11 protein-coding genes are annotated in these 13,390 nt (G+C 63.6%); 6 read left to right on the forward strand and 5 right to left on the reverse strand.

From position 1 onward, the window contains the following. Positions 1-38 precede the first annotated feature (38 nt). From rhaT to ACHPFG_RS17145, 3 genes are all read left to right on the forward strand, one after another. On the forward strand, positions 39-1,097 hold the full coding sequence (rhaT, locus tag ACHPFG_RS17135; protein ID WP_090404933.1) for an L-rhamnose/proton symporter RhaT: 1,059 nt from the start codon (positions 39-41) through the stop codon (positions 1,095-1,097). A 28-nt stretch (positions 1,098-1,125) separates the two neighbouring features. Further along, positions 1,126-1,896, forward strand: a complete 771-nt coding sequence (locus ACHPFG_RS17140) for an SDR family NAD(P)-dependent oxidoreductase (protein ID WP_431699917.1) — start codon at positions 1,126-1,128, stop codon at positions 1,894-1,896. A 185-nt stretch (positions 1,897-2,081) separates the two neighbouring features. After that, on the forward strand, positions 2,082-3,404 hold the full coding sequence (locus tag ACHPFG_RS17145; RefSeq protein ID WP_092489224.1) for a carbohydrate porin: 1,323 nt from the start codon (positions 2,082-2,084) through the stop codon (positions 3,402-3,404). Here ACHPFG_RS17145 and ACHPFG_RS17150 read toward each other — a convergent pair. The 3 genes from ACHPFG_RS17150 to ACHPFG_RS17160 all read right to left on the reverse strand — a co-directional run bounded on the left by ACHPFG_RS17150 (position 3,401) and on the right by ACHPFG_RS17160 (position 6,700). Continuing rightward, complete coding sequence (locus tag ACHPFG_RS17150; RefSeq protein WP_431699918.1) at positions 3,401-4,015, reverse strand: LpxA family transferase; 615 nt, start codon at positions 4,013-4,015, stop codon at positions 3,401-3,403. The two genes, ACHPFG_RS17145 and ACHPFG_RS17150, sit on opposite strands and share 4 nt — an antisense overlap. A gap of 90 nt (positions 4,016-4,105) precedes the next feature. Further along, positions 4,106-5,551, reverse strand: coding sequence for a mechanosensitive ion channel domain-containing protein (locus ACHPFG_RS17155; RefSeq protein WP_131696518.1), 1,446 nt, complete (start codon positions 5,549-5,551; stop codon positions 4,106-4,108). Between the two features lie 282 nt (positions 5,552-5,833). Then, positions 5,834-6,700: a pirin family protein gene (locus ACHPFG_RS17160; RefSeq protein WP_145338813.1), complete on the reverse strand. Its 867-nt coding sequence runs from the start codon at positions 6,698-6,700 to the stop codon at positions 5,834-5,836. Between the two features lie 178 nt (positions 6,701-6,878). Here ACHPFG_RS17160 and ACHPFG_RS17165 point away from each other — a divergent pair, with 178 nt between their 5' ends. Together ACHPFG_RS17165 and ACHPFG_RS17170 are read left to right on the forward strand one after the other, a co-directional pair. Then, positions 6,879-7,622, forward strand: a complete 744-nt coding sequence (locus ACHPFG_RS17165; RefSeq protein ID WP_431699919.1) for a response regulator — start codon at positions 6,879-6,881, stop codon at positions 7,620-7,622. A 20-nt stretch (positions 7,623-7,642) separates the two neighbouring features. Next, on the forward strand, positions 7,643-8,962 hold the full coding sequence (locus tag ACHPFG_RS17170) for an ATP-binding protein (protein WP_184744046.1): 1,320 nt from the start codon (positions 7,643-7,645) through the stop codon (positions 8,960-8,962). Here the strand turns inward: ACHPFG_RS17170 and ACHPFG_RS17175 are convergent. Continuing rightward, positions 8,959-10,899: a TonB-dependent receptor domain-containing protein gene (locus tag ACHPFG_RS17175; RefSeq protein WP_259242458.1), complete on the reverse strand. Its 1,941-nt coding sequence runs from the start codon at positions 10,897-10,899 to the stop codon at positions 8,959-8,961. The genes ACHPFG_RS17170 and ACHPFG_RS17175 overlap by 4 nt on opposite strands. 78 nt (positions 10,900-10,977) lie before the next feature. Then, the gene (locus tag ACHPFG_RS17180) at positions 10,978-12,183 is read right to left on the reverse strand and encodes a multidrug effflux MFS transporter (RefSeq protein ID WP_431699920.1); all 1,206 of its coding nucleotides are present in this window, start codon (positions 12,181-12,183) and stop codon (positions 10,978-10,980) included. 100 nt (positions 12,184-12,283) lie between these two features. Between ACHPFG_RS17180 and ACHPFG_RS17185 the strand changes: the two genes are divergently transcribed. Continuing rightward, the gene (locus ACHPFG_RS17185) at positions 12,284-13,390 is read left to right on the forward strand and encodes an efflux RND transporter periplasmic adaptor subunit (protein ID WP_431699921.1); all 1,107 of its coding nucleotides are present in this window, start codon (positions 12,284-12,286) and stop codon (positions 13,388-13,390) included.

Genomic DNA, 13,390 nt, shown 5'->3' on the forward strand with positions numbered 1-13,390 from the left:
TAACCGACCCACAACAACAATAAAAAGGATTCGACCACGTGGAAATCATTCTCCTCGGTGTAATTCTGCACTTTATCGGCGGCTTCGCTTCCGGCAGTTTCTACATCCCCTACAAGAAGGTGCGCGGCTGGGCCTGGGAAAGCTACTGGATCACCGGCGGCCTGGTGTCCTGGCTGATCGTGCCGCTGATCGCCGCCCAACTGACGGTGCCAGGCTGGGTGGAAATCCTGCGCAATGCCGACACCGGCACCCTGCTCTGGACCTACCTGTTCGGTGTGCTGTGGGGCATCGGCGGCCTGACCTTCGGCCTGACCATGCGTTACCTGGGCCTGTCCCTGGGTATGTCGCTGATCATGGGCCTCACCTCGGCCCTCGGCGCCTTGATGCCGGCGCTGTACCGCGACCTGTTCACCCAGGACACCGAAGGTACCCTGACCTCGATGCTGGCCTCACAAGGCGGGCATTGGGTGCTCTGGGGCGTGGCGGTATCGCTGATCGGCATCGCGGTGTGCGGCAAGGCCGGGCTGATCAAGGAACGGGAAGTGTCCGCAGCGGTGAAGTTCGCCAGCGTCAGCGAATTCGCCCTGGGCAAGGGCATGCTGGTGGCGGTGATTTCCGGCGTGCTGAGTGCCTGTTTCAGCTACGGCATTTCCGCCGGTCGCCCACTGGCGGCGGCAGCGGTGGAACATGGCGCCAACAGCCTGTTCCAGAACAACGTGACCTTCATGGTGATCATGTGGGGCGGCCTGACCACCAACGGCATCTGGTGCCTGTGGCTGAACTGGCGCAACCGCACCTTCCATAACTACACCGACCGCAGCACCCCGCTGCTGGGCAACTACCTGTTGGTGGCCATTGCCGGCACGCTGTGGTTCCTGCAGTTCTTTTTCTACGGCATGGGCGAAAGCCGCCTGCAGAACGACGCCAGTTCCTGGGTGCTGCACATGTCATTCATCATCATCGTGTCCAACTGCTGGGGCCTGTATTTCCGCGAATGGCACGGCACCAGCGCGGCCAACAAGGGCGTGCTGGTGGCGGGCATCGCGGTGATCCTCGGCGCTATCGCCATGGTCGGCTACGGCAATTACCTCGGCTGACGCCGCTTGATTTTCTAGGAGTATTTTTATGTTGCTTGCAGACAAAACCGTGATCATCACCGGCGCCTCCCGTGGCATCGGCCGCGCCGCCGCCCGTGAGTGTGCCCGCCAGGGTGCCCGCGTGGTGATCGGCCACAGCGGCAGCGGCCAAGGCACCGAGGCTGCGCATTCATTGATCGAAGAGATCAAGGCCTTTGGCGGCCACGCCATCGAAGTGGGCGGCGATGCGGCCGACCCGGACACCGGCGACACGCTGGTGTCCGGCGCAGTGCAGGCCTTCGGCAGCGTCGACGTGTTCGTCAACAATGCCGGCATCTGCCCCTTCCACTCGTTCCTCGACATGCCCCGCGAGGTCTACCTGAAAACCGTCAACACCAACCTCAACGGCGCCTACTTCGCCGTGCAGGCGGCGGCCAACCAGATGAAAAACCAGGGCCGTGGCGGCGCGATCATCGCCGTCAGTTCCATCAGTGCGCTGGTGGGCGGCGGCATGCAAACCCACTACACGCCGACCAAGGCCGGCCTGCATTCGTTGATGCAATCCTGCGCGATTGCCTTGGGCCCGTATGGGATCCGCTGCAACTCGGTGCTGCCGGGCACCATCGCCACCGACATCAACAAGGACGACCTGGCCGACGAAGAAAAACTCGCCTACATGACCTCGCGCACGCCCCTGGGTCGCCTGGGCGAGCCGGACGATGTGGCCGGGCCGATCGTGTTCCTCGCCTCGGACATGGCGCGGTATGTGACCGGTGCGTCGTTGCTCGTCGATGGCGGCCTCTACGTAAACCTGCAGTAACCCCGCGCCCTAACAAACATCACACTTCCACTGTGGGAGGGGGCTTACCCCGATAGCGCAGTGTCAGTCGGTACATTAGTGACTGATACACCGCCATCGGGGGCAAGCCCTCTCCCACAAGGGATCTCTGTGTGCCTGAAGTTTGTGTTGTACCTAATAAAAACAACAATTCCAGGAGTACTTCCATGCGCACCACCCTCCCCCTGGCCCTGCTCTGCAGCGCCATGTCCACCTGTGCCTTCAGTGCGGGCCTGCTCGACCCCAACTCCCCGGCCATGCTCGGCGATTGGAACGGCCTGCGCCCGCAACTGGCCGAACAAGGCTACGACTTTACCCTCAAGTATGTCGGCGAAGTCGGCGCCAACCTCGGCGGCGGCTACAACTCGCACACCACCGCGCGCTGGAGCGACCAGTTGATCCTGGGCGTCAACATGGACCTGCAAAAACTCCTCGGTTGGCAGGATGCGACCTTTCGCATCGGCATCGGTGAGCGCCATGGCAAAGACATCACCAACGACCGCGTGCACCAGCCCAACGCCACCGGCCTGACCTCCACCATGGAAGTCTTCGGCGGCGGCAATGCCTGGCGGCTCTCGCAGTTCTGGTACGAGCAGAAGTTCTTCGAGCGCAAGTTCGCCCTGAAACTGGGGCGCTTCGGCCATGGCGAAGACTTCGACCAGTTCCCCTGCGAGTTCCAGAACGTCACCCTGTGCGGTTCCCAGGAGGGCAACTGGAACGGCGTGTGGAACAGCTTTCCGATCAGCCAGTGGGCGGTGCGGGCCAAGTACCAGTTCACCGATGAGTTCGCCATGCAGGTCGGCGCCTACGACAAGAACCCCGGCAACGCCGAAGCCAGCAATGGTTTCAAGCCGTTTATCAGCGGTTCCCAGGGCACCAGCTTCCCCATCGAGGCCATCTGGAAAGGCCAGCTCGCCGGGCTGAATTCCGAGTACCACGCCGGTTACTACTACGCCAACGCCGACACCAAGGACATGCTCAAGGACGCCGACGGCAACTACGCCGCCAGCTCACGAAAGCCCTACCGGATGTATTCCAGCAACAGCGGCTGGTGGCTGTCGGGCCAGCAGCAATTAACCACGGTCGACGGCAACGCCAGGCGCGGGCTCAACGTGTTCGCGAACCTGACGGTGAATGACCCGGACAAAAGCGTGATCAAGCACCTGATCCAGGTCGGCCTGATCTACCGTGGCCCCTTCGATTCACGCCCGGACGACACCTTCGGCCTCGGCGCATCGAAGTTGCAGGTCAGCGACCGCTATACCCGCAATACGCAGATGCTCAACGGCGCCAATGGCGTGACCGACATCGATGACCCGCTGTACGTGCCCGAGCAGCGCCGCGAGTACAGCTACGAGATCAACTATGGCGTGCAGGCGACGAAATGGCTGATGGTGCGGCCTAACCTGCAATACGTGAAATACCCCGGCGGGCTTACGCAAACCACGGGCGCAGTGGTCGGCGGCGTGCAATTTATCGCCGACTTCTAGCCGTTCTCTGCATCAAACACCTGTCCGCGTCCCACGACGCTGGCAGGTGCCAGAACCGCCCCCGGCGCCAATACCGCATTGGCGCCAACCCGGCATTGATCCCCCAGCAACGCGCCGAACTTGTCGCAGCCGGTGCGCTGCAATACCCCGTCAACCCGCACCAGCACGTCCTTGTCGTCCCGCTCGTTGCGGTAGTTGGCGACGATACTGCCCGCCTCAAGGTTGACCCCATGGCCCAGCACTGAATCACCGACAAAGTTGAAGTGGGCCAGCTTGCTGCCGCTGAACATGAAGGTGGTTTTCAGTTCGGCGCCGGGGCCGATGATGCAGTGCTCATCCACCCAGCACCCACCGCGCAGCAGTGAGCCGCTGGCGATAAAGCAATGGGCGCCGATGATCAGGGGCGGCTTGAGCAAGGCACCGGGTTCGACGATAGCGGTACGGTGGATGGCGACTTCGTCGTTCACGCTGTAGTCGTCGGCCGGCAGGTCGGCGAGCATCTGGCGAACAACGGCCGGCGCCTGGGCGACCAGGGCCCAGGGCGCCAAGCCGGCCCACGGGGCCAGGGGGGATTGAGCAAGGTTGGCGATGTAGTCGGTGAGTCGAATCAAGGTCGAGCCCTCACGTGGTCAGAGACAGTCAAGAAAACCCGCATTGGCGATCATTCGACACCGAGTACAGCACTTTCAGGCCCTCGCCTCTCACAGGCCGCGCTTGCGCAGCCACTGCAAAAAGCCCTTCTTCACCGGCACCACCGGCGCCTCCTGGGTCAGGACCTGGGCGGCATGCAGGCGGAATTCCAACAGTGCCTTCATCGCCTCGCTAATGTCGTGGCGCGCATCCAGGCACGGTTTCAGGTATTCGTTCTCGATGCGGTACAACGTGCAGAAGGTCTTGGCGGAAAAGTCCGCCAGCACGGCCTGATCGGACAAGATCCCGGCCTCCCCAATCACTTCTCCCGGCCCCATGCGCCCGGCTTCGAATACATGGCCGCCCTTGGTCAACATCACCGAGACCACGCCGGACTCGACGATAAACAAATGATCGCTGACCTCCCCCGCCGGCAGGATCATCTCGCCGGCGCGGTAGGTGTGCAGGGTCATGTTCTGGCTGAAGGTGTCTTTCTCTTCCTGGCGCAAGGTGGAGAAAATCGACGAACGCTCCAGCAACGCCCGCGCGGCAGACATGGCCGGTGGTGCGCTGCTTTCAGTGGCGGACAGCACGCCCACGCCCGCTGCTTGCAGGTGCCGGAACGCCAGGTCATAGAGTTGGTTGCGCACCTCGCGCTTGAGGGCCATGGCCGGCACGAACCCGCTGATTTCATACTCCACGCCGCCACTGGCGGAAGTCTTGAATGCCACGCTCGGCGCGGGTTTGGCCAACAGTGGCCGACAGCCCTGCATCGCACGTTCCAGTGCTTCGATCACGGTTTGCGGACGCGCATGGGGGCTGACCTGCAGGCTGACCGTCAGGCCGAACATGTCCGCCGGGCGCGAGAAGTTGATGATCTTGGCCTTGGCCGCGAGGGAGTTGGGGATCACCGCCAGGCTGCCCTGGGAGGTTTGCAGGCGTGTGGCGCGCCAGTCGATGTCGGTGACCCGCCCTTCGGTGCCGTCGATGGAGATCCAGTCGTCGATCTGATAAGGCTTGGTGGTGTTGAGCACGATCCCGGAAAACACATCGCTCAGGGTACTTTGCAACGCCAGGCCGACGATGATCGCCACCGCACCGGAGGTGGCCAGCACGCCCTTGACCGGCAGGTCGAGCACATAGGCCATCGCGGCGATGATCGCGATGAGGAAAATCACCGCGCCCATCAAGTCCTGCAACAACCGCCCGGTGTGACCCACCCGCTGCATCATCACCGCGCCCAGCAACACCGTCAGCGTGCGCGCCGCAAACAGCCACCAGCCGATCTGCAGGGCCGTGGCGGCCAGGTGCAAGGCGGTGTTGTCGGTATAGGGCGCAAGTTGCATGGGGTTCATGCCGTCGTTGAACAGCACGGCACTGAACACGGCAAAAATCGCCAACCGCGCAGCCAGCTTCCAATTGGCCAGGTCGGCAGAGATCAGGCGCCACACGGCGATGTCGATAAAGATCAGCGCCACGGCGCACAGCATCGGGTGATCAGCGATAAATGAGGGCATCCAGGCGACTCCAGGGCGAATGACGGGAAGATCGCATGAAATAGAGATTGCGCAAACAAAATGTCTTGCTGCGCAATGGTGGTGAACGGGCTTGTTGTGGCGAGCGGGCTTGCCCCGCGTTGGGGCGCGAAGCGGCCCTGAAACCATCCGCTTCGGAATGTCTGGAAAACCGCGTCGCGTTTATTGGGGCTGCTGCGCAGCCCAACGCGGGGCAAGCCCGCTCGCCACAACAAGCCCGTTCGTCACATAAAACCTGCCCCCACAGGTTTTTAGGGTGAACCGTCAGGCGTCCATCCGCCCAAACTTACCCGATTGGAAATCCACAAACGCCTGATGAATCTCCTGCTCGGTATTCATCACAAACGGTCCATGCCCGACGATAGGCTCGTCAATCGGTTCGCCGCTGAGCAGCAGGACCTTGGCATCGTCGTTGGCCTCCAGGCTGAGTTGGCGGCCGTCGCGCTCGAATAACGCCAGTTGGCCTTGGCGTGCGACTTCTTCGCCGTTGACCAGCACCGTGCCGCGCAGGATCACCAGGGCGGTGTTGCGCCCGACGTGCAGGTCCAGGGTGACGGGCTTGCCGGCGTTGAGGCGCAGGTCCCACACGTCGATCGGCGTGAAGGTGCGCGCCGGTCCTTGGGTGCCGGCGAATTCACCGGCGATCAGGCGCAGGTGGCCGGCGTCGTTGGCCAAGGGCAGCACGGGAATATCGCCGTCGACGATGGTCTGGTAACCCGCGTCGGCCATTTTGTCCTTGGCGGGCAGGTTGACCCACAGTTGCACCATCTCCATTACGCCGCCGCTGCGGGCGAAGGCTGCGGAGTGGAACTCCTCGTGGAGGATGCCCTTGGCGGCGGTCATCCATTGCACGTCACCCGGGCCGATGGTTCCGCCAGCACCGGTGGAATCGCGGTGTTCGACTTCGCCGTCGTAGACGATGGTCACGGTTTCAAAGCCGCGATGGGGGTGCTGGCCGACCCCGCGACGCTGGTCTGTCGGGGTGAAATCGGCCGGGCCGGCGTGGTCCAGGAGCAGGAATGGGCTGATGTGCTTGCCCATCGAGTCGTAGGAAAACAGCGTACGCACGGGGAAGCCGTCGCCGACCCAGTGGGCGCGTGGGCTGGTGTAGATGCCGATGAGTTTTTTCATGGTGGTCCTCCAAAGTGCATACACCTTAAAACTCGCAGCAATTGGGCGCTAGCCGGTAAAAACAACCTTAATCGTCCTACTGGCAGGACGATTTAAGACTGCACCCTCACAAAACAGCGTTAATGATAATGACTCGTAGTAATATCCGCTCTCTCCCGCTCAACCCTCGAGGGCTGCAATGCCGTTTGCCCCTGCGCCTGCCGCACCGCGCGTACTGGTGGTGGATGACCACCGCAAGATTCGTGAACCCCTGGCCACGTACCTGCGACGTCACACCTTTGAGGTGCGCACCGCTGAAGACGCGGCCGGCATGTGGCAATTGCTCAAGACCCAGGCGTTCGATGTGGTGGTGCTCGACGTGCTGCTGCCCGATGGCGATGGCTTTGAGTTGTGCAACCAGTTGCATCGGCGCAGCAACACCCCGGTGATCCTGTTGACCGCCCGCGACACTGCCGCCGACCGCATACGCGGCCTGGACCTGGGCGCCGACGATTACGTCACCAAGCCGTTCGAACCCCGGGAGCTGGTGGCGCGTATCAACAGCGTGCTCCGCCGTCAGGGCCGCGCCACCGGCCCCACCGCGCCCAGCACTGGCGCACGGGCCTATCAGTTCTCCGGTTGGCACTTCAGCGTGACCAGCGCCACCTTACGCCGCGGTGCCCACCCCGACATCCAACTCAGCACCGCTGAAAGCCGGTTGCTGCAGGTGTTCCTCGCCCACCCCAATACCCTACTGCCCCGCGAACGCCTGATCGACCTCACCGCCGCCGCCGACAGCGATGTCAGCGACCGCGCCATCGACCGGCAAGTCAGCCGCCTGCGCCGCAAGCTGGCCCAGGGCGATGCCACCCCGGAACTGTTGCGCACCATCTGGGGCGGCGGCTATCTATTGGCGGCCGAGGTCAGCGAATGCACACCTTGAGCCGGCTGTGGCCGCACAGCCTGGCACGTCAGTTGAGCCTGTTGTTGTTGCTGGCATTGCTGGCGTCGAACGCCATAGCGATGTTGTTTCTGCAACGCACCGGCAGCCTGATCCACCCGCTGTCGCGCAGTTTCAGCCTGGAACGCCTGGGGATCGCACATCACACGGCAATCGACCTGAGCCCGAATGAAACCGAGCACCTGCTGGCCGGCATGAGCACCGACGACACGCGCTTCTGGATCGCCCCCACGCCGGAGGTGGCGCCGTTTGCACACCGCCCGGAAGAACAGCGCCTGGCCAACGAGCTGCGCCGCCAATTACAGCTGGATAACGCCGCCGCCATCGGTATGCAGTTAGAACGCATCAGCGGCGCCGACGCCCGCACCCATGTGTTCAGCCCCGCCGGCTGGGCGCCGTTGCGCCTGCGCAGCAGCGTGCCGCTGCCCAACGGTACCTACCTGAATGCCGTGCAATACCCCGCCGGCGCCTATGAATGGGGCCGCGTCCTGGCCTACAGCCTGCCGGTGACGACCCTGCCGGTGCTGCTGATCGTGATGTTTTTCATTGCTCGCGTGGTGCGCCCGATCAAGACCCTGGCCCAGGCCACCGAGCGCGTCAGCCGCGGTGAATGGATCGCGCCGCTGCCGGAAACCGGCCCACAGGAAGCCCGCGACCTCACTGCCGCCTTCAACACCATGCAGGTCAACCTCGCCCGGCATGTCGAAGGCCGCACGCGGATGCTCGCAGCGGTCAGCCATGACTTGAATACGCCGATCACCGAACTGCGCCTGCAAGTGGAGTTGCTGGAGCCCGGCGCAGCCCGCGATGACATGCTCGAAAGCCTCGGGGAATTGAGTGCGATGGTGCGAGAAACCCTGAATTTCGTGCGCGACGACGCGGTGCAGGAAGCGACTGCCACGCTTTCGTCGAGCGACCTGCTGGATGACCTGGCCAAGCGTTACCAACGCCTGCGACAGCCCGTCACCTGGGCCGGCGCACCACCGTTACTGCTGACCTGCCGCCCGCTGGCGCTCAAGCGCGCCCTGACCAACCTGATCGACAACGCCCTGCGCCACGCCGGCGATGCCGACCTGAGCCTGGTTCGCGAGGACAACGGCTGGCTGCGCATCGAGATTCTCGACCACGGCCAAGGTCTACCCGAAGATTGGTTGAGCAAAGTCTTCGAGCCCTTCGTACAACGGGGTGTCAGTGACGGCGGCGTGGGGCTGGGCCTGGCGATCGCACGGTCGTGCATCCAGGCCCATGGCGGTGAACTGGTCTTGGAAAATCGCCCACCGGCCGGCCTGTGCGCGGTGGTGCGATTGCCCACCGCGCTCTAGAAGTTGAGCGTGGCGCCCATCCACAGGGTGCGGCCGTAGTTCACCGTGCCGTAGGTTTCATCGTCCAGGCGCTTGTCGGTGAGGTTGTTGAGGGAGGCGTTGAGGGTCAACGAATCGCTCACGTCATAGGAGCCGCCCAGGTCGGCGGTGGTGTAGCCCGGCGCCGGTTCGTCGGTGGTAAGGGTGTTGCCGGTTTCCTCGCCGTAGTAGCTCAGCGAGGCCCAGGCCTGGGTGCGATCGTTGATGGTCCATTCGGTGCGCACATTGGCTTTTTGCTCAGGTGTGAGGGCCAGGGGCGCGCCTTTGTTGGCGCCGCTTTTCTGTTCGGAGTCGGTGTAGGTGTAGTTGGCCTTGAGCAGCACGCTGGGGTTGATGTCCCATTGGCCGTTGAGCTCAACGCCCTGGATGATCGCCTTGTCGACGTTGACCCGGTCCATGATGGTGTAGCCGTTCCAGCGCCGGTCGGTGGTGACGGTGGAGAGCTTGTCCTGGAAGTCGTTGTAGAACAGCGTCACGCCGCCGGACAGGTTGTCGCGGTTGCTCCACAGCGCTGAGACTTCATAGTTGGTGCTGGTCTCGGGCTTGAGGTCCGGGTTGCCGAACATCACGAAGCGGTTGCGGCGCAGGTAGGCATAGTCCTCAACCACGGCACGCAACTCCGGCGCCTTGAAACCTCGGGCGATACCGCCCTTGAGCGTCCACTGCTCGGTGGCGCGCCACACGCCGTAGACCCGCGGGCTGAGGTGGGCGCCGTACTCTTCGTGCTCATCCAGGCGCAGGCCGGTGGTCAGGGCGAAGCTGTCGGTCATCGACCACTCGTTTTCCGCGAACAGGGCTTTTTGCACCACCGAGAATTTATAGTCGACGCGGTCACCGAGGCCCTGGTTCCAGTCGGTCAGTTCGCTTTTATTCCATTGCACGCCCACGGTGCTGACGTTGTGGGCGGTGGGCACCACCAGCTTGGCGTCGAACACGGTGTTCTTGATCTCGGGTTTGCGCCCGTAGATGTCAGTCTGCGCTGGTGTCGCCTTGCCTTCGCGGCTGGAGGTTTCCTGAGACAGCGCGATGTCCGAGGTGGCCCAGCCCCAGCGGCCCTGGTGCGACAGCGACCAGTGATCGCGGTTGTTTTCCTGCTCGCGGGTGGCCCAGTTGGCGCTCATGCCGTCGCCATTCTTCAAGCGCGTGGCGCCGGCTTCCAACAGGATGTCGTGGTCGAGGGTCGGGGTGAAGGCCAGGCGTGCAGTGAGGTCGCGGTGGTCGGCTTTGCTGAAGCCATTGGTCTGCTCGATGTCGTCGTCGGCCTGGCGATCCAGGTAGCGGCCCCACACCTGCAAACCGAGGAAATCTTCCTTGAGCGGGCCGCTGAGGTAGAACTGGGTCTGGCGTGCATTGCCCTGGTCGCTGTGCTGGCGCGCCGAGTAGTCGTACCCGATGGAGCCGCCCCAGGTCGGTGAGACCTTGCGCGTGATCACGTTGATCACCCCGCCGATGGCATCCGAGCCGTACAGCGAGGACATCGGCCCGCGCACCACTTCGATACGCTCGATGGCCGCAGCGGGTGGTACAAAGCTCTGTTCGTAGCCACTGTTGCCATTGACCCGCGATTCCCGCGCACTCTGGCGCTTGCCGTCGACCATGATCAGGGTGTAGTCGGCCGGCATGCCACGGATAGAGATGTCGGTTTCATTCGCACCGCCGTTGACCGTCACACCTTCTACGTCCCGTACTGCGTCGCCGAGGTCGCGGTAGGACTTGCGGCGCAGTTCCTCGCCATCGATCACGGTGACCGAGGCCGGCGCGTCTTCCGCGCTTTGCGCAAAACCGGATGCAGTCACCACGACATCATTGAGTTCCAGTGCAACAGGCTCATCCGCGTGGGCATGAAGACTGGCGGCAACCAGCAGGGCCAGGGGCGAGAAACGAAAAGCAGGCAGCATGGGCGAAGACCTTCGGATTAGACTCAAAAGAGAATCGTAATCATCCAGCCCCGAGAAACTTGGACAAAGTGTGACAACTCAGGCGGCTGCGACCTCTGCGCTACGGCGCTCACGTAACAAATGGAAGGCCACGAAAGCCGTCACGGCAAAACACGCCTGGATCACGATCATCGGCGTGGCACTGCCGTCGCGCAGATGGCTCAGCAACAGGCCACTGCAGGTCGCGCCGAACATCTGCGCAAAACCCATCAAGCCCGCCGCCAAACCGGCGCGGTGAGCGTTGGGCATGACCCCGCCGGTCACAGACCCGGGCAATACCAGGCCGCCGCCGAGGGTCGCCAGCGCAATGGGAATATCCAGGCCCAGCACCGACAGGCCAAACAGCGCATAAATCACCAGCGCGGCAATCCCGCCCATGGCCACCAGCGTCACGCCCATCGCCACAATCCGTTGCGGCCCCAGGCGCTGGATGTTGCGCCGGGTGTAGGTGGAACCGATGATCAGCATCGACACGATCACGCCGAAATTGATGCCGTACTCCAGGCTGCTCAAGCCCAGCAGATTGATATACACCGCCGAGGAACCGGCGATCACTGCGAACATGGCGCCATAGGTGCACGCCAGCGCCACGGCGAACGCGCGGTACTGGCGGCCCTTGAGCAGATCCAGGTATTGCCCGCCGAGGGTGCGCCAGTGGCCGGCCTTGGGGTCGAGAAAGTGGTTGCTCTCGCGGAAGAACAGCAGCGCCAGCAGCAACACCACACTGCCAATCGCCAAGGCCAGCAGGATCGGCGCCCGCCAGCCCAGCAGCTTGATCAGCAGGCCGCCGACCATCGGTGCGACGACGATGGCGTAAAGCATGCCGATCATGGTCAGCGCCAGCGCCGGCCCCGCTTCGGCCTTCCACACGTCACGCACCACGGTGCGCGCCAGTACCAACGCCGCGCAGGCGCCGAGGCCTTGCACGACGCGAGCGGCAATAAATTGCTGGATGTCATTGACCAGCAGCATCGACAAAGTCGCCAGCACATACAGCAACAGCCCGCCGATCAGCACCGGGCGGCGGCCGATACGGTCCGACAGCGGCCCGAACAGCAGTTGCCCCAGGCCAAAGGCGGCGACAAACGCCGACAGTGCCATCAGCGCCGACCCCGACGGCGCCAGCAGTGCCTGCTCGATCACACCCAAGCCTGGGATGATCAATTGGGTCGAGACTTCACCCAGTGCCGTCAGGGCCACCAGTAAAAACAATAAGCTTCGCGATGGGGCCGGGGCGTTCGACATGGGGATTATCCGGGGCTGGATTTATTTATATTTCGACCATAATATGCGTAAAAAATTATGTCCATAATTTTTTGCCCACTGGTAATCCCCGGAGCCCGACATGATCCCTCTCCCCTCGCGTCTTCTCACGCCCCTGGCCCTGTTGATCCTCCTCAGTGGCTGCAACAGCCAGGCCGACACCGCCGCTGAAGTGCCGCAACCGCGTCCGGTACTCGCCGCCAAGGTCGAAGCCGCCGGCACTCAGCAAAGCGCCTACACCGGCGTGGTGGCGGCGCGTACGGAAAGCGACCTGGGCTTCCGGGTCAGCGGCAAGGTCATCGAACGCAAGGTCGACCCCGGCCAGCACGTCTCCCGTGGCGAAACCCTGCTGGTGCTGGACATCGGCGACTTCGAGCTGGCCCTGCGCTCGGCGAAAAACCGCGTCAACGCCGCCCAGGCGCAACTGCGCCAACGCCGCGACGATGAAAACCGCTACCAGCGCCTGGCCAGTACCGGCGCGGTGTCGCGGCAGATCTTCGACCAGTCGGCGACTAACCTGCGCGTCGCCGAGGCCGAGCTGGCTGCGGCGCAATCCGATGCCAGCCAGATCGAGAACCGCCGCACTTACTCGGTACTCAAGGCCGACGGCGACGGCACCATCACCGACGTGCGGGTGGACCGCGGCCAAGTGGTCGCCGAAGGGCAAATCGTCGCGCGCCTGGCCCATGACGGCGCCCGCGAAGCCATCGTCAATCTGCCGGAAAACCAGCGTGACCAGGCCGCGCAAAAAGCCCTGGCCTTCCCCTTCGGCGCCCCGGACCAGGCGGTAACGGCCACCTTGCGCGAACTGTCCGCCAGCGCCGACCCCATCACCCGCACCTACCGCGCCCGTTATGTGCTGCACGGTAACGTCGAGCGCTTCGCCCTCGGCTCGACCATCACCGTGCGCCTGCAAGGCGACGGCCAGGCGCAACAAACCCGCGTACCGATTGGCGCCTTGCACGATGTAGGGCAAGGCACCGGTGTGTGGTTGATCGGCGCGGATAACAAGGTCAGCTTCGCCGCCGTCAAGGTCGCCAGCCTCGGCCAGGAAGACGCCCTGCTCGACAGCGGCGTGAACCCCGGCCAGGTCGTCGTCGCCCTCGGCGCGCACCTGCTGCACAGCGGCGATGCGGTGCGCCTGTTGCCCGCCCAGGTGCTGGCCCTCAACCGCAAACAGGACCAATGA

The organism is Pseudomonas sp. BR20, assembly GCF_050780135.1.
Classification (GTDB): domain Bacteria; phylum Pseudomonadota; class Gammaproteobacteria; order Pseudomonadales; family Pseudomonadaceae; genus Aquipseudomonas.

Excerpts from the sequence above, each read along its gene's own strand:
- ACHPFG_RS17140 (WP_431699917.1), top strand. The coding sequence starts at position 1,126 with ATGTTGCTTGCAGACAAAACCGTGATCATCACCGGCGCCTCCCGTGGC.
- ACHPFG_RS17145 (WP_092489224.1), top strand. The coding sequence starts at position 2,082 with ATGCGCACCACCCTCCCCCTGGCCCTGCTCTGCAGCGCCATGTCCACC.
- ACHPFG_RS17155 (WP_131696518.1), bottom strand. The coding sequence starts at position 5,551 with ATGCCCTCATTTATCGCTGATCACCCGATGCTGTGCGCCGTGGCGCTG.
- ACHPFG_RS17160 (WP_145338813.1), bottom strand. The coding sequence starts at position 6,700 with ATGAAAAAACTCATCGGCATCTACACCAGCCCACGCGCCCACTGGGTC.
- ACHPFG_RS17165 (WP_431699919.1), top strand. The coding sequence starts at position 6,879 with ATGCCGTTTGCCCCTGCGCCTGCCGCACCGCGCGTACTGGTGGTGGAT.
- ACHPFG_RS17175 (WP_259242458.1), bottom strand. The coding sequence starts at position 10,899 with ATGCTGCCTGCTTTTCGTTTCTCGCCCCTGGCCCTGCTGGTTGCCGCC.
- ACHPFG_RS17180 (WP_431699920.1), bottom strand. The coding sequence starts at position 12,183 with ATGTCGAACGCCCCGGCCCCATCGCGAAGCTTATTGTTTTTACTGGTG.
- ACHPFG_RS17185 (WP_431699921.1), top strand. The coding sequence starts at position 12,284 with ATGATCCCTCTCCCCTCGCGTCTTCTCACGCCCCTGGCCCTGTTGATC.